This window comes from Paraburkholderia sp. Tr-20389 (genome assembly GCF_017104565.1).
In the GTDB taxonomy this organism is placed as follows: domain Bacteria; phylum Pseudomonadota; class Gammaproteobacteria; order Burkholderiales; family Burkholderiaceae; genus Paraburkholderia.
The window spans coordinates 1-21,039 of record NZ_JAAGPD010000061.1; the positions used below are offsets into that span (position 1 = coordinate 1).

Consider the following 21,039-nt stretch of genomic DNA (forward strand, 5'->3'; position numbering starts at 1 on the left):
ATTTACGCTCCACGCTTCCTCCCCACACTCGGTCGCCCTCATGCAGTTGCGCTTCACTTCATTCGCTGTGACCAGCTTATGGCGGGACTTGCACCCGCAGGAGTGCGCCCATGCTGGGCGCACAAATGCAAAAGGCCGAAGCATCCGCTTCGGCCTTTCTTGTTGCTGCGCCAGCACCGCTATGAAGGGGCCGGCGTCGCGAACGGGGCTGCTTAGTTCGGCGTGCCCTTGTCGTTCGTGCCAGCAGCCGAAGCAGCCGACGACACGCCAGCATGCTTGCCGTGCGTCTTCAGTTGCTTGTGGGCATGCTTCGGCTTCGCGGCGCTAGCTGCTGCCGGCGCTGCGTCGGATGCCTGTGCGAAAGCTTGAACGGACACCAGCGCGAGCGAGGCGGTGACGAGCGAGGCGATGATCTTCTTCATGTGTGTTATCCCCAAACCTGACGACTTTAAGTCAAATGTTGAATTGGAACCGCATGATGGCGAAGCCGGCAGGACCGTTGAACCTGGCGGCTCCCCGCGGCGAGTATCACGCAGCGTAGGCGGTTTGTCATCTCATAAAGTTCGATATGTATTTTCCGGGAGACAGCTTTCTTACCCGTAGCTTTCGACATGTCGACGCTTCGCCGACAGCGCGCACGGGTATCATGTCGGCTGCCATTCATGTGGGTTGTTTCGTCTGACAGTTGCGCATCCGGCGCCGGCAAGCGTTCTCCGTTTGTCCACGAAACGACCCATCTCGCCAGGAATTTCCGCTTGAAAACCGCCACTCGCCAACACTTGCGCGCGAATCTTCTGATGCTCGTCGCCGCGATGATCTGGGGCAGCGCATTCGTCGCGCAACGTCTGAGCCTCGACTCGATCGGACCGTTTCTCTTCACTGGACTGCGCTTTCTGCTGGGCGCATTCGTTGTCCTGGTCGTGTGGTCGATCGTGCGACGGCGTCAGCCGACCGCCGCGCCGCTTTCGCCTGCTGCTTCGCCGACGCTCTGGCGCGACGGCGCGCTGCTCGGCCTGCTGGTCGCCGTGTCGATTTCCTGTCAGCAGATCGGCCTGCAGTACACGAAGGTCGCGAATGCCGGCTTCATCAGTTCGCTGTATGTCGTGATCGTGCCGTTGATGGGCGTGGTGCTGCGACATCAGACGGGCATCGGTGTATGGCTCGGCGCTCTGCTGGCCGCGCTCGGCATGTACTTTCTGAGCGTCGACGAGCATTTTTCGATTCTGTACGGCGACTGGCTGCAGCTCGCGGGATCGCTCGTCATTTCCGCGCAGGTCGTGCTCGTGAGCCGCTTCGCGCGCCGTCATGATCCGCTGGCGCTTGCGCTCGTGCAGTTCGTCGTGTGCGGCGTCGTGAGTCTTGCGATCGGATTGGCTGTCGATCCGTTGCGCATCGGCGACATCGTCCGTGCCGCGCCGACCATCCTCTACGGCGGCGCGCTATCGGTCGGCGTTGCGTACACGATCCAGGTCGTCGCGCAAAAGGACGCTGCGCCTGCACATGCCGCCGTGATTTTCAGCATGGAAGGTGTGTTCGCAGCACTAGCAGGCTGGCTCGTGCTCGGCGAAACGCTCGCGCCGCGCGCGCTGCTTGGATGCGCGCTGATGCTGGCGGGATTGATCGTGTGTCAGGTGATGCCGATGTGGACGGCACGGCGCGATGTCTCGTCGGATTCGGCGGAACCTGCCTGAGGGCAAGCCCCGCGTCGCTCGAATCCAACCTCGCGGACGATTTAAGCCGCCACCAGGCTGCGCCAGCTTTCAACAGGCCGGCGCCTGGACGATGTCGGCGGGAAAACGCACCAGCGGCCGTCGTCGTGTCGAAAGAAGAACAGCGAACGCATACCATCCGGCGATGACGTTTCGACGCGCACGTAGCGCGTGTTGTCCCACTTCGTGCGGCCGAACTGCGTCACATGCACAGGCGAGTCGACGGGCGCGAGCCACTTCTCGACCAGAAAACGCAGCGACTGTTCCGTGGCGTTTCTCATGATGTTCTCCACGTCGTCTTGCCGCGAGGGTTGTCGCGCGACGTGTCCGGCTTCTCCTGCTCCGCTTCTGCTGCCTCTTCCGCAGCGAGCTCGATCGCCCGTTGCGTTGCAGCCGCCCGCAGCACCCTGCAATCTGCCGCGTGCCGCATGTCCGACAGCAGCCGGACCAGTTGTCGCGCGTTTCTGCGTTTCATAAGCACCCCCGCACCGCACAAAAGACTTGAGAAAGCACTTTAACTTTATGCCTTGATGTCTCGTCTCTCTAGTTGTTTTGACGAAATAGCAACAGTCAAATTCGAATTGGATGACTGAGTATTTCATCGGTTTTCATCGTGCTCCCTGCAACGCGCGTGTTCTGTGCGCTGGCGACCTCAACACAGCAAGTGCGCAGGCCGCGCGGCGCTTCAAATGGCATTGAAAATGCTATCGTCCGTTGTGCGGCGCTTTGGCTGGAAATTCAGTTCACCGAAGGGGCGCGTTGCGTCAACGTTTTCTGTATTACAGCAAGCACCGCGCCTGCCGCCAGCACGCATGCGGAATAGATCAGCCCGCGCTCAAGGCCAACGCCATCGGACACCCAGCCGATCACCGTCGGCCCGACGATCTGTCCGAACGCAAACACGATCGTGAACGCGCTGATGCCGCGGCCCCAGTGCGCGGCGGGCAGATTGTGGCGCACGAAAGCCGTCGTCGATGCAACGGCCGACAGGAACGTTGCACCGAACAACACGCCCGACGCAAACGCAACGACGGGATGCGTGACGATGGCAGGCATCAGCGTCGCGAGCGCGAGCAACGCATTGAGCAGCGCGAGCGCCTGGCCGCCGCGCATGCGGTCGAGCAGCCGCGACCAGATGCGCGCCGACACGATCGTCGCAACGCCCAACAGCAGATAAAAACCGGTGACGGTCCCTTCGCTCATGCCGTCATTACGAAGCAACGCGACGATGAACGTCATGTAGCCGATATAGCCGACACCGAACAGTCCGTAACCGGCGAGCGCAAACGCATAACGCGTCATCGGCGGCGCATGCCCGGCCACCGATGCGGCGCTCGCCGCGTCGGTGCGCAGCACATGCTGGCTGTCGATACGCCGCGCCGCGCGTCCCGCGATCAACGACAACACGACGCACGCCGCCGCAAGCGCGAACCACGCAAGCTGCCATCCGTGCGCGCGATGCACCGACGAGAATGAAGCGAGCGCCAGCGGCACCAGAAGCGCCGACGCGACGATGCCCCATCCCGTGCCGCCGTAGTAGAGGCCGAGGACCAGCCCCGCGTCGCGCGGATGCGCTGTCGCGAGGCGCGCCGCCAGCACGCCGCCGCTCACAAAGATGAACGCACTCGCGATGCCCGTGGCGACGCGCTGCGCGAACAGCGCGTTCGTATCGGACAGCATGCCCGTGGTCGCCATCAGCAGCGCCGTCGCCATGCATCCGGCCACAAACAGCGCGCCCGCCGACCAACGGCGCGACATGCGCGGAAACGCGAGTGCACCGAGCAAATAACCGAGCGCGTTCGCTGTGTTCATCGCCCCCGACTGCGCGAAGCTCCAGCCGAGATCGGCTTTCATCGGCGGCAACAGCAGTGCGTAGGAAAAGCGCGCGAGCCCCAGCGCAATCGCGCTGCCCATCGACAGGCACACGGCCAGCCACAGCGCCCGGCCGCGCCGCGGCGAACCGGCAGTGGCGGCGTCGTGAACGGCGCGCGGCGGCGCCGCATCGTGTGTGTATCGCGGGTCTCGATCCGCGAGATTGTTCAGGCTGCTGGACCAGGAAATCACGCTTCGGTCGAAACCAGTCGTCATGTCGTTGTTTGTATCGATCGATTGGGCTATCACTGTACATCGCGGACACGCGTTTAGCGTGCCGGAACCGCGCGCGGTCTGCGCGAGACGCTTGCCGCTCGCTTCGCATGCCTGCTAGCTTAATGACACAAGCACGGCACCATCGCCGCATCATCAAGACGGAGACCTCGCTCGTGTCGAACCCGCTTCTCGTGCTGCGTCAACAGTTTCGCCAGATCGCGCGCAAGCGGGGCGCGGCCGTGTCTCGAGCGGTCGGCAATCGCCCGTTCCTGACGGGCATCGCGGGCACGCTGATCGCCACGGCGATGGCGGGCCTGACGCTCGCCACGCTGTACTCGGGGCGCACCGATGCGCTGAACCACGCGCGCGAAACCTCCGCGAATCTGGTTGCGCTGATTTCGAGCGATCTCGCACGCAATGTCGAGATTTACGATCTGTCGCTGCAGGAAATCGTCCACCGCTCGCAGGAGCCGACCGTCTGGCACTTGCCCGACGAGCTACGTCGCACCGTGCTGTTCGACCGCGCGACGTTGGCGGCCTATCTGGGCGGCGCTTATGTGATCGACGAGCACGGCATGCTGAAGGCCACGCAGGAAGGGCCCGTCAACCTGGCAACGAAGCTCGACGACCGCGATTACTTCGTCGCCCATCAACGCAACGCCAATGCGGGCCTGTTCGTCTCTCATCCGTTCCGTTCGCGGCTGCGCGACAACGAGCTGTCATTCGCACTGTCACGCCGCATCGACGCGCGCGACGGCTCGTTCGCGGGCGTTGCGATGCTCGCCGTGCGCATCGCGTATCTGCAAAGGCTGCTCGACAAGGTCAACACGGGCCGCAGCGGCACGGCGTTCATTCTGCTCGCCGACGGCACGATTCTCGCGCGCAAGCCTTACGCGGGCGACATCGCCGGTATCGATGCGGATCAGTACCCGGAGTACAGGATGGTGCGTACGGGATCGGCGGGTTCGTATATCGGCGAATCGCCAATCGATCACGTGCGGCGCATCTTTTCATACGCACATGTGCCCGATACGCCGCTCGTCGTGATCGTCGCACCCGCCGTCGACGACGTGCTCGCGCCGTGGCGCAAGCGCAGCGCAGTGGCGGGCGGACTGACGTTCATGCTCGGCGCTGTGCTCGTGCTGGTCTGCTGGACGCTTGCGTTCACGCTGCGCGACAAGGTGCACGCGCAGTCGCGCCTCGCGGAGCTTGCGGCCACCGATCCCCTCACGAAACTCAACAACCGCCGTACGCTCGACCGGCATCTCGACGAAGAATGGCGCCGCGCGCGGCGCAACGGCGCGCCGCTGTCGGTGCTCTTCATCGACATCGACCACTTCAAGCGCTTCAACGACACCTACGGCCACGCCGCCGGCGACGACGTGCTGGCGGCCGTGGCCGACTGCATCGCGTCCGTGGCGCGGCGTTCGATCGACGTGGTCGCGCGCTACGGCGGCGAGGAATTCGCCGTCGTGATGTCCGACACGGCGTCGGGTGCCGCGGCGAATGCCGCCGAGAAAATCCGCCGCGTGATCGAGACGATGCGCATCCAGCCGTTGCCGCCCGTGACCGTGAGCGTTGGCTGCGCGACGGGAAGGCCCGCCGACGGGCGCAACGCGCCGGAACTCATCGCCGCCGCCGACGCGCAGCTTTACGCGGCGAAAGCGGCCGGCCGCAATCAGGTGAAATGGGTCGACTGGACGCAAACCCGGCCGGACGGGCTGCACGGCCATGCGGATCCCGCGAAGCGCGAGGCGTGAGCGCACCGCCGCTCCCAGGCAACCCGATCGACGCCCGGAATTGCGGGCAAATCTGCTCACTATTCATTCGATGGCCATGCGTTTTGCGGACGTAGACTTCATCATGTCTCCACGTTCTCCGTGATTCTTCACGCAGTCGGAATCATCGAGACGTTTCGCGCCACGGCTTCGACCGTGGCGCTTTTCTTGCGCAGCACGGCGAACGGACGGGACACGCGGCCGCGCACGAGAAAGCGGCCGGTCCGGAGACTCATCTGCACCGATAAGCCATGAAATCGATTCAGGATCTGCGCACTGACGACATCGCCTGCGAAGCGTTGCTCGGCGCGCTCGACGGCAGAACCCAGCTGGTTGCGATCTACGACGCAAGCGACCGGCTGATGTTCGCGAACAGCGCGTTCAAGCATGCGTTCCGGCTCAACCGCGAACGCGGCGAAATCACGTTCGCCGATCTCGTGCTGCGCGGCATTCTGGGGCAATGCGGGCCGCGCATCGAAGGCGACAATGCGTCAGCCGTGATCGCCGATGCGATCGCCGCGCGCCGAGAGCGCGCCGGACAGCGCAGTTTCGCGACGGAACTCGTCGACGGCCGCTGGTTCTGGATGACGGAGTCGCTGCTGGAAAACGACTGGATCGTGCTGACGGGCACCGAGATCTCGGCGTTGCGCTCCAGCGAGCAGGCGTGGATCGGCGCGCACGAACGCGCGGTGCAGGAAGCGCGCACTGACGTGCTGACGGGCCTCGCTAACCGGCGTCATTCGATGTCGTCGCTCGAACTGGCGATCACGGCTTCCGCGGGCACCGAGACGCCGCTCACGGTCGCGCTCGTCGACCTCGATCATTTCAAGCAGATCAACGATTCGCACGGACACGCCGCGGGCGACGCCGTGCTGCGCGATTTCGGCGAAGTGTGCCGTCATGCGACGCGTCAGACGGACATCGCGGGCCGCATCGGCGGCGAGGAATTTCTGGTCGTGTTTCCGTCGACTTCGGTCGAACATGGCGTGTCGGCGGTCGAGCGGATGCGCCGCCAGGTGCTGAGCCGGCGCGTGCAGGTCGCCGACGACCGCGCGATCCGCTATTCGTTTTCGGCGGGCGTCTGCAAGGTGGAAATGAGCGACGACCTGAACACGACGCTCGCGCGCGCCGACAGCGCGCTGTATTCGGCGAAGCGCGAAGGACGCAACCGTACGGTCACGTGGTCGGCACCGTTGCAGTGAGTCCTGCCTGAGTCTGCGTCTGCACGGCGCAACCCGCTAGCAACGCCCCAAACGCGCGATCACCTCGCGCGGAAATTCTCCGGTGTGACAACCATCACCGACGACGACGCGCTCACAGCCGCCGCTCGCGCACGTACGCGCGCCCCTTCAGTACACCATCGGCTCGCCGTACCGAGACCCGCCTGCAACGCGATTTCCCCGATCAGAAAAACCCGCACCGTCGAGAGCGTCGCACGTCCTTGATGTGTTTTTGATGTTTCGACGGCAACGCAGCGCCCGAGTTTGCGGATAAGCTGGTTCGCAAATAGGGAGGCAGACGAGATGAACCCGAGAACTCAGCAACCGGTTCAAGGCGCGTATGCGTGGTATCGCGAAGCGGACTGTTCCGTCGACGACTTCGCGACGCTGATCGAAACGTCGCGCGATATGTGTGCTCGTCCGCACTTCGCCGCGAGCGTCGTGCACGCCATTCCCGTGTACGACTGCGACGCGCTGCGGCCCATCGTGTCCGATACGGCGCGCCGTCCCGAGCTGCTCGCCGAATGGGCCAGTGTGCTGCTCGATGGCGCGGGCGTGTTCGTGCTGCAACGCGCGTACGAAGACACGTCCGCCATCGACGACGCGACCGCGATCTTCGAGTCGATCATCCGCAACGAACGCAAGGCGGGCGGCGGCGCCGATCACTTCGCGAAAGCGGGCGCGAACGACCGCATCTGGAACGCGCAGGAAAAACTGTGTCTCGCCGCGCCCGATGTCTTTGTCCGATACTTTGCGAATCCCGTCCTGATGGCCGCAGCCGAGGCATGGCTCGGACCCGGCTATCAAATGACGTCGCAGGTGAATGTCGTGCGGCCGGGCGGCGAGGCGCAGCAGGCGCACCGCGATTTCCATCTCGGCTTTCTTACCGTCGACGAAGCGCAGCGCTTCCCAGCCCATACACACACGATGTCGGCCATGCTGACGCTGCAAGGCGCCGTCGCGCACACCGATATGTCCGTCGAGAGCGGCCCGACCAAGCTGCTGCCGTTCTCGCAGCGCTATCCGCAGGGTTATGTCGCGTGGCGTCGTGACGACTTCCGCGCATATTTCGAGGCGCACTATGCGCAGTTGCCGCTGCAAAAAGGCGACGCGCTGTTCTTTAACCCCGCGCTCTTTCACGCGGCCGGCTCGAATCGTACGCAAGACGTGCAGCGACTGGCGAACCTGCTGCAGGTGTCGTCCGCGTATGGCCGCGCGATGGAATCGCTAGACCGCACGAGGATGTGCAACGCCGTTTACCCCGTGCTGCGCACGTTGCATGCTCAGCACAAGCTCGATGCCGAGCAACTGGCGGCCGTTCTTGCATCGTGCGCTGAAGGCTATGCATTCCCGACGAATCTAGACCGCAATCCGCCCGTCGGTGGACTCGCCCCCGCAAGCCAGCAACAGATCTTCGCGACAGCGCTCAGCGAAGACTGGCCGGATGAGCAGTTCGCCGCCGCGCTGCGCGACCTCGAATTCCGCAACGCGACGCACTGAATCCCCAAACAAGGAGATGTCATGGTGACAGGCACAATCGGCCGGCGTATCCGGCTGGGTTTGATCGGCGGCGGACCGGGCTCGATCATCGGCGAAACACATCGCATCGCGGCACGCCTCGACGGTCAGTACGACATCGTCGCGGCGGCGCTGTCGTCCAATCCTGAACGCGCGCGGCAAGCGGCGCTCGAACTCGGTATCGACGGCGAGCGGGCGTATGCGTCATGGCAACAGATGCTCGACACGGAAGCGGCCCGCCCCGATCGCATCGATGCCGTTGCAGTGATGACGCCCAACGACTCGCATCACCCGATCTGCATGCTGGCGCTAGAGCGCGGCTTTCACGTGATCTGCGACAAGCCGCTTGCGAACGATCTCGCGCAGGCACGCGAGATCGCCGCGCGGGCGAAGGCGACCAACGCCGAGTTCTGCGTGACCTATTGCTACAGCGGTTTTCCGATGGTGCGTCAGGCGCGAGACATGATTCGTGCGGGCGAACTCGGCGAAATTCGCCAGGTGCATCTGCAGTACGTGCAGAGCTATCTGGCGGACCACGAGCTGCCCGCCGGCTGGCGCACGGAAGCGGGCCGCGCCGGCGGTTCGCTCGTGCTGATGGATATCGGCACGCATGCGTTCCACCTGGGCGCCTACGTTACCGGGCTCGACGTCACGCGTCTGTGCGCGGACGTCGGCTCGGCGATTCCCGAACGCGCCATCGACGACTACGTGTCCGCGCTGCTGCACTATGAGAACGGCGCGCGCGGCTCGCTATGGGTGACGAATGCCGCGGCGGGTTCGGAGCACGGACTGAGTTTTCGCGTTCACGGCGACAAGGGTGGGCTCGAATGGCATCAGGAGGAACCGAACCGGCTGATTCATCGCCGGCAGGATGCGTTCGAGGAAATCATCACGCGCCGCCTCGGTCCGTCGACGAGCGAAGGCGCACAGCGATCGACGCGCATCGCGATCGGTCATCCCGAAGGTTATCTGGAAGCGTTCGCGAATCTTTATACGGAGTTCGCGCAGCGCGTCGCTACTCGAATCGGTGGAAGACCCGGTGATGACCGGCCGACGCTCTTTCCCGGCGTCAGCGATGGTGTGAAGGGCCTGGCGTTCGTCGCGGCATCGGTGCAAAGCATGGCGACGGGCGGCTGGCAGGATGTCGAGCGTGCTTAGGAAGAAAAAAGAGCCCTGTTCCGCGGGGGAACAGGGCTCGGTGGATGAGACATATCGAACAGGCGCGTGGATGCTTGCCGACTGCTACTCATCACGTGAAGCTGTTATTGGTGAACCTCTTTTTTGCTTCGATTGGCCCCGCGCCTACTCCTTGCTGCTAACCCCAACTGCATACTGAAACGGTGAACCGGCTGATACTGCCAGGTGCTGCTATTGCAACTGCGAATGCGGCTGCTACTGCGAGAGCGACTACCGCTACTTCGGAAACCGACTGCTACCGCGAAAAGCGACTGCACCTGCTGCAACCGACTGCTACCTCAAAAGCTGACTACGACTTCAAAAACCGACTGCTACTGCAATTGCGACTGAAAACTTCGAACGGCCACTTCGAACTGCTGGTCCCGCTACTGCGCATACTGCGACTTCGATCGCTACGACTGCTCATGCTTCCGGTACGGCTACTTCGACTGCTGGCAACCTGCGGTCATGCACGACGCAGAGGGGAACCGCGTCGATGGGCTCGTTGTTCCGTCGCTCCATGAAAAGAAGTATAGGAGCGAGGCCGCAGATTCAATCGACGGAAGCGAGGGCGATTCGCTGCCCATTTCGCGCGTTTGTTTGCGCGGGTGTGAACAGCATGCGCCGCTTCATGCTCAACTCGGGTAGCGCCCGCTCGGCGCATGCGAACGATAGTGGGTGCCGAATAGCACGTCGGGATCGGCACGATCCTCGACGGGCGTCTCGCTCAGTTCGCGAAACGTCGCGACGAGGCTTTGCCACGACGCGGACCAGCGCGTCTCTCTAAGACGGCTTCCTGTGCTGTCGGTAATGCGCAGAACGCCGGTGTCGGGGAAAAAGGTCAGCGTGACCGCGATTCCATCGATGACACATGTCGCGGTACACGGTTTTGTAGCCAGCACGATCGCCTCCGGTATGTATGTCGGGTGGTCCGCTCCTTTGAGCGGGCGCGCCAGTAAAGAGCAATGTGTATGCCCATGTGCGGCACGCCGGCCGCGCGCCCTGCGGCGCGCGGCCCTGCGAGCAAGCGGGTCCGCGAGATCGCATCCCGCGAACGAATCCGTACGCAGCGAATGTTGGCTCACGGCAGACACATCGCGTCCGCGTCCGACGCAACATCCGACAGCGCGTCTTGCCGCCCGGTCCTGTTCATCTGGCAGGCAGATTCATCGCCTGCCCTGCCCATGCGCGGCACATCCGTTTTGCCCACTGCTTTTCAATTGATGAATATGTATACGTAGTAGCAGTTAACAAGCACCTTCGCCAACTGTGGACAAGCGTCAAATCCGCTTTGCGCTCAACGGATTGTCAAATGGATACCCTTGCGCATAAACATGGGAGAGTTCGCCGCAAGCCTGAATAACTTTGTCCACATTCGGCACCACTGCGGGTTTACCCAGAATCTGCCCACAGCAATCGCCTCCGTGATATCCCCATGTTGTCCATAGCATCGTGTGGACATCTGGATGACGGGTGGACCGCCGCTCGCGCCGCGCGGCGTTTGATTTGACCTCTGACGCACGGGGCCTATAACGGAAAGGGCGTGCAACACGGGAGGGAACCTGGACATGAAGGAAGACGAATTCAGCGCCTTCGAACATCGGGGCTGGGAACGCGTCGCGCAGCCTTATCACGCATATTTCGGCGCACTGACCATCCAGTCGCATGCTGCGCTGCTCGATGCGCTGGGCGTGCGGCGCGGCGTGCGTTTCCTCGATGTCGCGTCGGGTCCGGGCTACCTTGCAGCAGCGGCGGCCCAGCGCAGCGCGGATGTCGTCGGGGTGGACTTCGCCGATTCAATGGTCGATCAGGCACGACGCATCTATCCGTCGCTGACCTTTCGCATCGGCAGTGCGGAAGACCTCCCCTTCGCCGACGACGGTTTCGATGCCGTCGGCATCAGCTTCGGCATGCTGCACTTCTCGCACCCGGAGAAGGCGCTCGAGGAAGCCTTTCGCGTGCTTCAGCCTGGCGGCAAAGTCGGCTTCACGGTCTGGGCAGCACCCGAGAAGGCCGTCGGCTTCTCGATCGTTCTGAAGGCCATCGAGGCACACGGCCGCATGGACGTGCAACTGCCGCCCGGACCGCCGTTCTTCCGGTTCAGCGACTGGGCGGAATGCGAGCGCGTATTGCTGGCGGCCGGCTTTCGCGAGCCGCGCGTTCAGGAAGTCGAGCAGACGCTGCATGCGCCATCGCCCGATGCACTGTTCGAAATGCTGATGCGCGGCGGCGTGCGGGTTTCGGCGATTCTGAACGCGCAAACACCGCAGGCGCTGGCCGCGATCGCCAAAGCGGTACACGACGGCGCCGCGCGTTATCGGAGTGGTGACGGCAGCGGCGAAGTCAGCATACCGATGCCATGCGTGCTGGCCAGCGCGACGAAGCCCTGAGCGAGCGCGAGAGAGGGTTCGGGGAACGAGAGATTGGGAACCGGCGCGTTCCGGATAAGCCCGCGAGCGCGGCGCCGTATCCAGAACGCGTGTGAAGCGACTACGACATCATCGAACGAATGACGATGATGATGAAACGCGAAGCGAACAGCCTCACTCCACCGTCACCGACTTCGCGAGATTGCGCGGCTTGTCGACGTCCGTGCCACGAGCGCAAGCCGTGTGATACGCGAGCATCTGCAGCGGCACGACGTGCAGGATCGGCGACAGCATGCCGTAGTGTTCCGGCATGCGGATCACGTGCAGCCCTTCGTCGTTGACGATCTTCGTGTCGGCATCGGCGAACACGTACAGCTGGCCGCCGCGCGCGCGCACTTCCTGGATGTTCGACTTGAGCTTTTCGAGCAGCGCGTCGTTCGGTGCAACGGTCACGACGGGCATCGCTTCCGTCACCAGTGCGAGCGGCCCGTGCTTCAGTTCACCCGCCGGATAAGCCTCGGCGTGGATGTACGAAATCTCCTTCAGCTTCAGCGCGCCTTCCAGTGCGATCGGATAGTGCAGGCCACGGCCGAGGAACAGCGCGTTCTCCTTGCGCGAGAACTCTTCCGACCACGCGATGATCTGCGGCTCCAGCGCCAGCACGCTATTGAGCGCGGCAGGCAGGTGGCGCAACTGGCGAATGTAGTCCGCTTCATGCGCCGCGCTGACGTGACCGCGCATCTTGCCGAGCGTCGCGGCGAGCACGAACAGCGCGACCAACTGCGTCGTGAACGCCTTGGTCGACGCAACGCCGATTTCGCGGCCCGCGTGCGTGAGGAACGACAACTCGGTGAGGCGCACCATCGCGCTCGTGCCGACGTTGCAGACCGACAGCGTGTGCTTGTGGCCCAGCGACTGCGCGTGCTTGAGCGCCGCGAGCGTATCGGCCGTTTCGCCCGATTGCGAGATCACGACGACGAGCGACTTCGGATTCGGCACCGAATCGCGATAACGGTATTCGCTCGCGATTTCGACCTGCGTCGGAATCTTCGCGACCGATTCGAGCCAGTACTTCGCCGTCAGGCCCGAGTAGTAGCTCGTGCCGCACGCGAGAATCAGCAGGTTGTCGATTTCGGAAAACGCTTTGGCGGCGTTTTCGCCGAACAGCGAAGCATCGAACGCATCGGCTTGCGGGATCGTGTCGCTGATCGCGCGCGGCTGCTCGAAGATTTCCTTCTGCATGAAGTGGCGATACGGCCCGAGTTCGACCGCGCCGCCGTAGGCCGCGACCTGACGAACCTCGCGATCGGCCGGCTTGCCGTCGCGATCGAACACGCGGACCTTCTCGAGCGTCAGTTCGCAGACGTCGCCTTCTTCAAGGAAGATGAAACGGTCGGTGCTGCCCGCCAGCGCGAGCGCATCCGACGCGAGGAAGTTCTCGCCCTCGCCGAGACCGACGACCAGCGGCGAGCCCTGACGCGCGCCGACCACCGTATTCGGCTGGTTCTTGTGCAGCACGGCGATCGCATATGCGCCATGCAGTTGCGCCGTTGCTTCGCGCACAGCCGCGAACAGATCGCCGCGATACAGGCTGTGAACCAGATGCGCGATCACTTCCGTATCGGTCTGCGAGACAAACTCGTAGCCCTTGCCGCGCAGCATCTCGCGCAGCGACTCGTAGTTCTCGATGATGCCGTTATGCACGAGCGCCAGCTCGTTGCGCGAGAAGATCGGGTGCGCGTTGTCCGTGACGGGTGCGCCATGCGTGGCCCAGCGCGTGTGCGCGATGCCCGTTGCGCCTTCGAGACGCGTGTCGCGCACCTGGTCGTCGAGATCGGCGACGCGCGCAACGCTGCGCGCCCGCTTCGGCTCGCCATTCGCCAGCACGGCGACGCCGCATGAGTCATAGCCGCGATATTCGAGGCGACGCAGTCCTTCGATCAAAACGGAAACGATGTTTCGCTGCGCAACAGCGCCGACAATGCCGCACATATTCAATGGTCCTTTGCAGAGTGAGGGATCAAGGCGCGCGCCTCGCGCGCGCGTTTCCCTTAGCTTTTCTTTTTCGTCGGGCGCACGTAGCCCGTCTTGCCTATCTGGGTCTTTTCGTTGAGCACCAACAGGCCTTCTTCGACATCCTTCCAGACCGTCGTGCCCGCCGCGATCGTCACGCCGCGTCCAACGCGCACGGGCGCCACCAGTTGCGTATCCGAGCCGACGAACACATCGTCTTCGATGATCGTGCGGAATTTGTTCGCGCCGTCGTAGTTGCAGGTGATCGTGCCTGCGCCGATGTTCACGCGCGCGCCGACATCCGAATCGCCGATGTACGACAGGTGATTCGCCTTCGAACCATGACCGAGCACCGCGTTCTTCACTTCGACGAAGTTGCCGATATGCGTTTCGTCCGACAGCGTCGCGCCCGGACGCAGGCGCGCATACGGACCGAGCACGGCTTGCGCGCCGACTTGCGCGCCTTCGATATGCGTGTAGGCGTCGATGCGCGTGCCCGCGCCGATCGTCGCATTGCGGATCACGCAGTTCGGTCCGATCGACACGTTATCGGCCAGCGTCACCTTGCCTTCGAACACGCAGTTCACGTCGATCGACACATCGCGGCCGCATTCGAGCGTACCGCGCACGTCGATGCGCGCCGGGTCGGCAATCGTCACACCCGCGACGAGCAGATCGTCCGCGACGTTGCGCTGATGGATGCGTTCGAGTTCGGCCAGTTGCTGCTTGCTGTTGACGCCGAGCGTTTCCCATTCTTCATCGGGTTGCGCGGTGACGGCTTCGATGCCCGCTTCGATCGCCAGTTCGACGACGTCGGTCAGATAAAACTCACCCTGCGCGTTGTCGTTCTTCAGCGACGACAGCCAGCCGTCAAGACGCTTCGTCGGCATCACGACGATGCCCGTGTTGATCTCGGCGATCTTCTGCTGCTCGGCCGTCGCGTCCTTCTGTTCGACGATGCGCTCGACCTTGCCTTGCGCGTCGCGCACGATGCGGCCGTAGCCGGTCGGGTCGTCCAGCGTCACGGTCAGCACGCCGTAGCCGTCATGGCCCGCGGCGTCCGTCAGACGCTTGAGCGTGCTCGCCTTCGTGAGCGGCACGTCGCCATACAGCACGAGCGTCGGTGCAGAGGCGTCGAGCAGCGGCAGCGCCTGCTGCACCGCGTGACCCGTGCCGAGCTGCTGTTCCTGCAACGCGAACTGCACATCGGGCGCGGCAACAGCCGTGCGCACCTGGTCCGCGCCATGACCGACCACGACGACGAGTCGCGTCGGGTTCAGCGTGCGGGCAGTGTCGATGACGTGAGCGAGAAGCGGCCGACCGGCCAGGGGATGAAGCACCTTTGGCAATGCCGAGCGCATGCGCTTGCCGGTGCCTGCCGCCAGAATCACGATGTTCATGACGTGGGCGTATTTGACGAGTTTGGAGTGGGCGATTCTAGCACGCTGAATGTGACTGCAACGTGGCCCACTTTCTCGACACCGCCCCGCAAATGCCTGTTTTCAAAGGCTTTGCGGGGAGTGCGATGTGTCAAATATCGTCAAACTGAACGAAGGAAATCGTTTGCGATGCCCGCTGCGTCTGGTCCGATGCGGAATCGGTGGAACACGGTTCTTCGTCGAAAGCAATGTCGCCTTGCGGGTCCGCTTCGCCCGTTGCGCGCAGGCTCGCGAACGGAAAAAGTTTGTGATCCATCAGATGTGACGGGACGACATTCGACAATGCGTTGAACATGTTCTCGACGCGGCCCGGGAAGCGCTTGTCCCACTCGCGAATGAGCGCTTTCATTTCCGCGCGTTTCAGGTTCGGCTGGCTGCCGCACAGGTTGCACGGGATGATCGGAAATTGACGCAGCTCCGCGTATTTCTCGAGATCCGTCTCCTTCACATACGCAAGAGGACGGATCACGACGTTCTTGCCGTCGTCGGATTGCAGCTTGGGCGGCATACCCTTCAGCTTGCCGCCGTAGAACAGGTTCAGCAGCAGCGTCTGCAGGATGTCGTCGCGATGATGGCCGAGCGCGATCTTGGTCGCACCGAGTTCGCCCGCCACGCGGTAGAGAATGCCGCGGCGCAGGCGCGAGCACAGCGAGCACGTCGTCTTGCCCTCGGGCACGAGGCGCTTGACGATGCTGTACGTGTCCTGATTCTCGATATGAAACGGAATGTCGAGCTTGCTCAGGTACTCGGGCAGCACGTGTTCCGGAAAGCCAGGCTGCTTCTGGTCGAGATTCACGGCGACGATGTCGAAGTGGATCGGCGCGCGCTCGCGCAGGCGCATCAGGACATCCAGCATCGCGTAGCTGTCCTTGCCGCCCGACAGGCACACCATCACCTTGTCGCCTTCCTCGATCATGTTGAAGTCGCCGATCGCCTGGCCGACCTGGCGCGCGAGGCGCTTGAACAGCTTGTTGTTCTCGTACTGCTCTTTCTGCTCGCGGCGCGTGTGGGCGCGCTTGCGCTCGGCCTCGGCGGCGGGTGTTTCGTCGGTAACGGGCGCGTTCGCTTCGAGGCCCGTCAGGGTTTCGGGAGCGTTCATCGCTCAGTCCTCTTTGATCTGAAAGACTTCGACGCCCACGGCGTCGCAGTCGGGATAGACATCGGGCTTTTCCGTCGACAGACGCACGCCGCGCACTTGCGGATGCGCGAGCAGCGCTTTCGCGAGGTCGTCGCAGAGCGTTTCCTGCAGATGAATATGCCCCTGGCTGACGCGCGCGGCGATCGTCGAGCGCATGAAGTCGTAGTCGACGACTTCGCGCAGCTTGTCTTCGACGGGCGTCGACTGCACGAGCGGCACGAACAGTTCGACATTGATCACCACGCGCTGCTCGCCGCGCTTTTCGAAATCGTGCACGCCGATGTTGATGTGCACCTCGTAGTTGCGCAGGAAGAGCCGGCGGCAATCAGCAAGCCGGGGATGAAGCAAGGCGGACATGTTCGTTCCAGTACAAAAGTTGCTGCACAAGTTTCAATTGGGCGCGTTTCGGACGCGCCGATGGGGCGCGCCGTCTAGCGGTCGGCGCCCGTCAAAAACATCACATCGCGCGGTAGCGGCACGAGATGCTGGCCGCCGTCGACGACCAGTGTCGTGCCCGTCACGCCCCGCGCATCCGCGAGATACAGCGCCGCCGCGACGAGATCCTCGACGCGCGACGCACGGCCGAGCGGCGTCACCTTGTGCGCGTCCGCGAAGCTGGCCGGCGTCTGATCGCCGGATTGCAGCGTGAGGCCGGGCGCAAGACCGACGACCCGCACCTTCGGCGCCAGCGCCTGCGCGAGCGCGACGGTCGCCGTGCCGAGCGCGGCCTTCGACAGCGTGTACGACAGGTAATCCGGATTCATGTTGTACAGCTTCTGGTCGAGCACGTTGATCACGCACGTGCGCAGCGATTCGTCGTGCCGCGCGTGGTCCGGCGTGACTTCGTGCAACATCCGCGCGAGCACCAGCGGCGCGCCGAGGTTGATCGACGTCAGGTGCAGCAGCTTCGCGTAGCCGACGTCGAGCGCGGTGTCCTCGTCGAACAGCGACGCGTTGTTCACGATGCAGGAAGGACGCCCGAGCGCCGCCGTGCAATCGGGCACAAGCCGCTCGACTTCCGCCTCGACGGACAGATCCGCCTTCAGCGCGACCGCCCGCCGTCCCAGCGCGGCGATTTCCGCGACTACGCCGTCGGCCTGTTCCTTCGACGAACCGTAATGCACCGCCACGTCCCAGCCCGCCGCAGCGAACCCGACGGCCAGCCCCCTGCCGATCCGGTGCGCGGCGCCCGTGACGAGCACGGTGCGGACGGGCCGGTCAGGCTGGGCGCGGGCGGCGGAAGTATCGTTCGAGACGGTCATTTACAATGCGGGGATGAATCCGAAAGCTCACCAACCCGATAGTTTACCTGCTCCCGGCCCGACCGCGCTCGCGCAGTCGGAAGCGCTGGTTTCGCGGATTCGCGAGGAGATCGATGCAATCGGCGGATGGATGCCGTTCGATCGCTACATGGAGCGTGCGTTGTACGCGCCGGGACTGGGCTACTACAGCGGCGGCGCCGTCAAGTTCGGACGTCGCGCCGAGGACGGCAGCGACTTCGTGACGGCGCCCGAACTGTCGCCGCTGTTCGCCGAAACGCTCGCGCGTCCCATCGCGCAGGCACTCGAAGCAAGCGGCACGCGTCACGTGATGGAATTCGGCGCGGGCACGGGCAAACTGGCGTCCGGCTTGCTCAATGCGCTGCTCGAACTCGGCGCGCCGTTCGACACCTACTCGATCGTCGATCTGTCCGGCGAATTGCGCGAGCGTCAGAGCGACACCATCGAGGCGCTCGCTCCGGCGCTTGCCGCCCGCGTGCGCTGGCTCGACGCGTTGCCGGAGCAGTTCGAAGGCGTCGTGGTCGGCAACGAAGTGCTCGATGCGATGCCCGTGCGGCTGTTCGCGCGCAACGGCGGAACGTGGCACGAGCGCGGCGTCGCGGTGGCAGACGGCGTGCTGCGGTTCGAGGACCGCCCTTTGCAGTCCACACACGATGCCGCTTTCCTGCGCGATCTGGACATCGAAGGCGACGAGGACTACGTGACGGAAACGCACGAAGCCGCGCTCGCCTTCACGCGCACCGTCTGCACGATGCTGACCAGCGGCGCGGTGTTCCTCATCGACTACGGATTTCCGCGTCACGAGTACTATCACGCGCAACGTGCGCAAGGCACGCTGATGTGCCATTACCGGCACCGCGCGCACGGCGATCCGTTTCTCTATCCGGGCTTGCAGGACATCACCGCGCACGTCGAATTCACGGGCATCGCCGAAGCGGGCGTCGATGCGGGCGCCGACCTGCTCGGCTATACGTCGCAGGCGCGCTTTCTGATGAACGCGGGCATCACGGAAGCACTGAGCGCCATCGACCCGTCCGACATTCCCAACTTCCTGCCCGCCGCCAACGCGGTCCAGAAGCTGCTGTCGGAGGCAGAGATGGGCGAGCTGTTCAAGGTGATCGCGTTTTCGCGCGGCATCGACGGCACGCTCGACGCATTCGCGCGCGGCGACCGCTCGCATACGCTCTGACGCGCTGAACCGAGGCTCACACGATGATCCGCTGGCTGCTGACTACTTTCATCGCGGTGGCCGTGCTGTCGTCGTGCTGGCCGTGGCTGCGCAAGCTGGGCATCGGCAGGTTGCCGGGCGATGTCACATTGCGGCTGTTCGGGAAGGAATATCCGTTTCCCTTCATGTCGACGCTGGTGCTGTCGATGCTGCTGTCGCTGATCGCCCGGCTGCTTTAACTACGCTTCCTCGGAAGGCGCTTCGTTCAGCGCCTTCGCCACCGCCCGCACGCGCTCGCGGTGCACGGCGTCCTTGATCTTCGCCGGATTGTTTTCGTACGACTTCGCGACCGCGCCGGCATCGACCGCACGCGCCGCGACGAGCGCCTGACGCAGGCGCTCGGCCTGCGGATACGCCTTCGCCTCGAAGCCCAGCCGCCCGCGCGCGTCGGCCTCGCAGGCCTGCAACGCCTCGGCGAAACGCGCCGGCTTGCGCAGCGCGTCGCTGCGCTCGAACAGCCGCACAAGACCCGCCGCTTTCGTCTCCATCACGCGATGAATATTGCCGTGCTCGCGCGCCACCAGCAGCGCGAGATCGCGGGATTCGTTCGGCACGCGCAGACGCTCGCACAACGGCTTGAGCAGATCCACGCTGCGCCCTTCGTGGCCGATATGACGCGGCAACACATCTCCGGGCGTGGTCGCCTTGCCGAGATCGTGCGTGAGCGCCGCGAAGCGAACGGCCAGCGCATAGTTCTGCGCGGCCGCGTGATCGACCACCATCATCACGTGCACGCCCGTATCCACTTCCGGGTGATAGTCGGCGCGTTGCGGCACGCCGTACAGCGCATCGATCTCGGGCAGAATGCGCGCAAGCGCGCCGCAGTCGCGCAGCACTTCGAACATCCGCGACGGCTTCTTCTCCATCAAGCCGCGCGACAGCTCCTGCCACACGCGCTCGGGCACGAGTGCATCCACTTCGCCCGCATCGACCATCTTGCGCATTAGCGCCAGCGTGTCGGGCGCGACGCTGAAATCCGTGAAGCGCGCCGAGAAGCGCGCGACGCGAAGGATGCGCACCGGGTCTTCGAGAAACGCGTCGCTGACATGCCGGAACACGCGGTGCTTCAGATCTTCCTGACCGTTGAACGGATCGATCACCGGGCCGATCAGATTGCCGTCCGGCGTGACTTCGCGAGCCATGGCGTTGATGGTGAGATCGCGCCGAGCGAGGTCTTCTTCCAGCGTCACATCGGGTGCGTAGAAAAACTGGAAGCCGTGATAACCCGCCGACGTCTTGCGCTCGGTGCGCGCGAGCGCGTATTCCTCATGCGTGTCGGGATGCAGGAAAACCGGGAAGTCCTTGCCGACGGGACGAAAGCCCTGCGCGATCATCTGCTCGGGCGTCGCGCCGACCACGACATAATCGCGATCCTGCACGGCCATGCCGAGCAGTTCGTCGCGGATCGCACCGCCTACTGCGTAGATATTCATGCGCAAACGTCGTACTTGGCGATGTCATGGCCTTCGCGCAAGGCATCGCTGATCCATGCGGCAACGGCCGGCTGTTCGGTCACGCGACGCGCGTAAGCGGCCGCCGCTTCCGACAGCTTCGGCTGCCACGTATTGAAGCGCATCACGACGGGCGCGTACATCGCATCGGCAATCGTGAAGTCGCCGAACAGGAACGGACCGCCGTAGGTGTCGAGGCACTCGCTCCAGATCGCGTCGATGCGCGCGATGTCGGCGAGTGCGCCGGGCGTCGCGCCCTTCCCCGGGAACGACGCGCGAATGTTCATCCACATGTTCGAGCGCAGATCGCCGAAACCCGAATGCATTTCGGCGCTGACGCTCCGTGCACGGCCACGCGCGACGGGGTCGCGCGGCCACAACGCGTGCTGCGGATAGCGTTCGGCCAGCGTCTCGCAGATCGCGAGGGAATCCCACACGGTGACGCCGTCGTCCGTCGACAGCGACGGCACCTTGCCCGAAGGCGAATGCGCGAGGATCGACGCTTTGCTCTCTGCTTCGAACAGCGGAATCATGACTTCTTCGAACGCAATGCCGAAGTGCTTGAGCACGAGCCACGGCCGCATCGACCACGACGAATAGTTCTTGTCACCGATAACGAGTTTCATGCTTCG

21 protein-coding genes are annotated in these 21,039 nt (G+C 63.9%); 8 read left to right on the forward strand and 13 right to left on the reverse strand.

Annotation, left to right across the window (positions count from 1 at the left end; genetic code table 11):
• Positions 1-212 precede the first annotated feature (212 nt).
• Positions 213-422 carry a hypothetical protein gene (locus G3N95_RS36465; RefSeq protein ID WP_205974933.1) on the reverse strand — a complete coding sequence of 70 codons (210 nt, stop codon included), beginning with the start codon at positions 420-422 and terminating at the stop codon, positions 213-215.
• Positions 423-755: 333 nt separating this feature from the next.
• On the opposite strand from G3N95_RS36465, the gene G3N95_RS36470 reads away from it, so the two are divergent.
• Positions 756-1,691, forward strand: coding sequence for a DMT family transporter (locus G3N95_RS36470; protein ID WP_205974934.1), 936 nt, complete (start codon positions 756-758; stop codon positions 1,689-1,691).
• A 41-nt stretch (positions 1,692-1,732) separates the two neighbouring features.
• Here G3N95_RS36470 and G3N95_RS36475 read toward each other — a convergent pair whose 3' ends face one another.
• The 3 genes from G3N95_RS36475 to G3N95_RS36485 form a co-directional block, all read right to left on the reverse strand.
• Entirely contained in the window at positions 1,733-1,990 is a 258-nt protein-coding gene (locus tag G3N95_RS36475) for a hypothetical protein (RefSeq protein WP_205974935.1), read from the reverse strand.
• Entirely contained in the window at positions 1,987-2,184 is a 198-nt protein-coding gene (locus G3N95_RS36480; protein WP_205974936.1) for a hypothetical protein, read from the reverse strand. The genes G3N95_RS36475 and G3N95_RS36480 overlap by 4 nt, the downstream gene beginning before the upstream one ends.
• A 263-nt stretch (positions 2,185-2,447) precedes the next feature.
• Positions 2,448-3,623: a YbfB/YjiJ family MFS transporter gene (locus G3N95_RS36485; RefSeq protein ID WP_205974980.1), complete on the reverse strand. Its 1,176-nt coding sequence runs from the start codon at positions 3,621-3,623 to the stop codon at positions 2,448-2,450.
• A 296-nt stretch (positions 3,624-3,919) separates the two neighbouring features.
• Between G3N95_RS36485 and G3N95_RS36490 the strand changes: the two genes are divergently transcribed.
• Positions 3,920-5,557 carry a diguanylate cyclase gene (locus G3N95_RS36490; protein WP_241019159.1) on the forward strand — a complete coding sequence of 546 codons (1,638 nt, stop codon included), beginning with the start codon at positions 3,920-3,922 and terminating at the stop codon, positions 5,555-5,557.
• Positions 5,558-5,685: 128 nt separating this feature from the next.
• Here G3N95_RS36490 and G3N95_RS40965 read toward each other — a convergent pair whose 3' ends face one another.
• A complete protein-coding gene (locus G3N95_RS40965; protein ID WP_277398062.1) occupies positions 5,686-5,811 on the reverse strand; it encodes a hypothetical protein in 126 nt (41 codons plus the stop codon).
• A gap of 15 nt (positions 5,812-5,826) precedes the next feature.
• On the opposite strand from G3N95_RS40965, the gene G3N95_RS36495 reads away from it, so the two are divergent.
• From G3N95_RS36495 to G3N95_RS36505, 3 genes are all read left to right on the forward strand, one after another.
• Positions 5,827-6,777 carry a GGDEF domain-containing protein gene (locus tag G3N95_RS36495; protein WP_205974937.1) on the forward strand — a complete coding sequence of 317 codons (951 nt, stop codon included), beginning with the start codon at positions 5,827-5,829 and terminating at the stop codon, positions 6,775-6,777.
• A 321-nt stretch (positions 6,778-7,098) separates the two neighbouring features.
• The gene (locus G3N95_RS36500) at positions 7,099-8,295 is read left to right on the forward strand and encodes a phytanoyl-CoA dioxygenase family protein (RefSeq protein ID WP_205974938.1); all 1,197 of its coding nucleotides are present in this window, start codon (positions 7,099-7,101) and stop codon (positions 8,293-8,295) included.
• Positions 8,296-8,316: 21 nt separating this feature from the next.
• Positions 8,317-9,471, forward strand: a complete 1,155-nt coding sequence (locus tag G3N95_RS36505; protein ID WP_205974939.1) for a Gfo/Idh/MocA family oxidoreductase — start codon at positions 8,317-8,319, stop codon at positions 9,469-9,471.
• A 653-nt stretch (positions 9,472-10,124) separates the two neighbouring features.
• Here G3N95_RS36505 and G3N95_RS36510 read toward each other — a convergent pair.
• Positions 10,125-10,391 carry a hypothetical protein gene (locus tag G3N95_RS36510; RefSeq protein WP_205974940.1) on the reverse strand — a complete coding sequence of 89 codons (267 nt, stop codon included), beginning with the start codon at positions 10,389-10,391 and terminating at the stop codon, positions 10,125-10,127.
• A 666-nt stretch (positions 10,392-11,057) separates the two neighbouring features.
• Here G3N95_RS36510 and G3N95_RS36515 point away from each other — a divergent pair.
• Positions 11,058-11,879, forward strand: a complete 822-nt coding sequence (locus tag G3N95_RS36515) for a class I SAM-dependent methyltransferase (RefSeq protein ID WP_205974941.1) — start codon at positions 11,058-11,060, stop codon at positions 11,877-11,879.
• 153 nt (positions 11,880-12,032) lie between these two features.
• Here G3N95_RS36515 and glmS read toward each other — a convergent pair whose 3' ends face one another.
• The 5 genes from glmS to G3N95_RS36540 all read right to left on the reverse strand — a co-directional run bounded on the left by glmS (position 12,033) and on the right by G3N95_RS36540 (position 17,710).
• On the reverse strand, positions 12,033-13,850 hold the full coding sequence (gene glmS / locus G3N95_RS36520) for a glutamine--fructose-6-phosphate transaminase (isomerizing) (protein ID WP_205974942.1): 1,818 nt from the start codon (positions 13,848-13,850) through the stop codon (positions 12,033-12,035).
• A gap of 59 nt (positions 13,851-13,909) precedes the next feature.
• Complete coding sequence (gene glmU, locus G3N95_RS36525) at positions 13,910-15,271, reverse strand: bifunctional UDP-N-acetylglucosamine diphosphorylase/glucosamine-1-phosphate N-acetyltransferase GlmU (protein WP_205974943.1); 1,362 nt, start codon at positions 15,269-15,271, stop codon at positions 13,910-13,912.
• 130 nt (positions 15,272-15,401) lie between these two features.
• Positions 15,402-16,409: a tRNA 2-thiocytidine(32) synthetase TtcA gene (gene ttcA, locus G3N95_RS36530; RefSeq protein ID WP_205974944.1), complete on the reverse strand. Its 1,008-nt coding sequence runs from the start codon at positions 16,407-16,409 to the stop codon at positions 15,402-15,404.
• 3 nt (positions 16,410-16,412) lie between these two features.
• Entirely contained in the window at positions 16,413-16,805 is a 393-nt protein-coding gene (locus tag G3N95_RS36535; RefSeq protein ID WP_205974945.1) for a dihydroneopterin aldolase, read from the reverse strand.
• A 74-nt stretch (positions 16,806-16,879) separates the two neighbouring features.
• Complete coding sequence (locus tag G3N95_RS36540) at positions 16,880-17,710, reverse strand: SDR family oxidoreductase (RefSeq protein WP_205974946.1); 831 nt, start codon at positions 17,708-17,710, stop codon at positions 16,880-16,882.
• A gap of 13 nt (positions 17,711-17,723) precedes the next feature.
• On the opposite strand from G3N95_RS36540, the gene G3N95_RS36545 reads away from it, so the two are divergent.
• Together G3N95_RS36545 and G3N95_RS36550 are read left to right on the forward strand one after the other, a co-directional pair.
• Positions 17,724-18,917, forward strand: coding sequence for a class I SAM-dependent methyltransferase (locus tag G3N95_RS36545; protein WP_205974947.1), 1,194 nt, complete (start codon positions 17,724-17,726; stop codon positions 18,915-18,917).
• A gap of 23 nt (positions 18,918-18,940) precedes the next feature.
• Entirely contained in the window at positions 18,941-19,135 is a 195-nt protein-coding gene (locus tag G3N95_RS36550) for a DUF2905 domain-containing protein (RefSeq protein WP_012402247.1), read from the forward strand.
• On the opposite strand, the gene G3N95_RS36555 is transcribed toward G3N95_RS36550, so the two are convergent.
• A complete protein-coding gene (locus tag G3N95_RS36555; RefSeq protein ID WP_205974948.1) occupies positions 19,136-20,389 on the reverse strand; it encodes a multifunctional CCA addition/repair protein in 1,254 nt (417 codons plus the stop codon). It lies immediately after the preceding gene.
• A complete protein-coding gene (locus G3N95_RS36560) occupies positions 20,386-21,033 on the reverse strand; it encodes a glutathione S-transferase family protein (protein WP_205974949.1) in 648 nt (215 codons plus the stop codon). Before G3N95_RS36560 ends, G3N95_RS36555 begins: the two co-directional genes overlap by 4 nt.
• Between the last annotated feature and the right edge of the window lie 6 nt (positions 21,034-21,039).

Excerpts from the sequence above, each read along its gene's own strand:
- G3N95_RS36465 (WP_205974933.1), bottom strand. The coding sequence starts at position 422 with ATGAAGAAGATCATCGCCTCGCTCGTCACCGCCTCGCTCGCGCTGGTG.
- G3N95_RS36475 (WP_205974935.1), bottom strand. The coding sequence starts at position 1,990 with ATGAGAAACGCCACGGAACAGTCGCTGCGTTTTCTGGTCGAGAAGTGG.
- G3N95_RS36480 (WP_205974936.1), bottom strand. The coding sequence starts at position 2,184 with ATGAAACGCAGAAACGCGCGACAACTGGTCCGGCTGCTGTCGGACATG.
- G3N95_RS36485 (WP_205974980.1), bottom strand. The coding sequence starts at position 3,623 with ATGGGCAGCGCGATTGCGCTGGGGCTCGCGCGCTTTTCCTACGCACTG.
- G3N95_RS36490 (WP_241019159.1), top strand. The coding sequence starts at position 3,920 with ATGACACAAGCACGGCACCATCGCCGCATCATCAAGACGGAGACCTCG.
- G3N95_RS40965 (WP_277398062.1), bottom strand. The coding sequence starts at position 5,811 with ATGAGTCTCCGGACCGGCCGCTTTCTCGTGCGCGGCCGCGTGTCCCGT.
- G3N95_RS36495 (WP_205974937.1), top strand. The coding sequence starts at position 5,827 with ATGAAATCGATTCAGGATCTGCGCACTGACGACATCGCCTGCGAAGCG.
- G3N95_RS36500 (WP_205974938.1), top strand. The coding sequence starts at position 7,099 with ATGAACCCGAGAACTCAGCAACCGGTTCAAGGCGCGTATGCGTGGTAT.
- G3N95_RS36505 (WP_205974939.1), top strand. The coding sequence starts at position 8,317 with ATGGTGACAGGCACAATCGGCCGGCGTATCCGGCTGGGTTTGATCGGC.
- G3N95_RS36515 (WP_205974941.1), top strand. The coding sequence starts at position 11,058 with ATGAAGGAAGACGAATTCAGCGCCTTCGAACATCGGGGCTGGGAACGC.
- glmS (WP_205974942.1), bottom strand. The coding sequence starts at position 13,850 with ATGTGCGGCATTGTCGGCGCTGTTGCGCAGCGAAACATCGTTTCCGTT.
- glmU (WP_205974943.1), bottom strand. The coding sequence starts at position 15,271 with ATGAACATCGTGATTCTGGCGGCAGGCACCGGCAAGCGCATGCGCTCG.
- ttcA (WP_205974944.1), bottom strand. The coding sequence starts at position 16,409 with ATGAACGCTCCCGAAACCCTGACGGGCCTCGAAGCGAACGCGCCCGTT.
- G3N95_RS36535 (WP_205974945.1), bottom strand. The coding sequence starts at position 16,805 with ATGTCCGCCTTGCTTCATCCCCGGCTTGCTGATTGCCGCCGGCTCTTC.
- G3N95_RS36540 (WP_205974946.1), bottom strand. The coding sequence starts at position 17,710 with ATGACCGTCTCGAACGATACTTCCGCCGCCCGCGCCCAGCCTGACCGG.
- G3N95_RS36545 (WP_205974947.1), top strand. The coding sequence starts at position 17,724 with ATGAATCCGAAAGCTCACCAACCCGATAGTTTACCTGCTCCCGGCCCG.
- G3N95_RS36550 (WP_012402247.1), top strand. The coding sequence starts at position 18,941 with ATGATCCGCTGGCTGCTGACTACTTTCATCGCGGTGGCCGTGCTGTCG.
- G3N95_RS36555 (WP_205974948.1), bottom strand. The coding sequence starts at position 20,389 with ATGAATATCTACGCAGTAGGCGGTGCGATCCGCGACGAACTGCTCGGC.
- G3N95_RS36560 (WP_205974949.1), bottom strand. The coding sequence starts at position 21,033 with ATGAAACTCGTTATCGGTGACAAGAACTATTCGTCGTGGTCGATGCGG.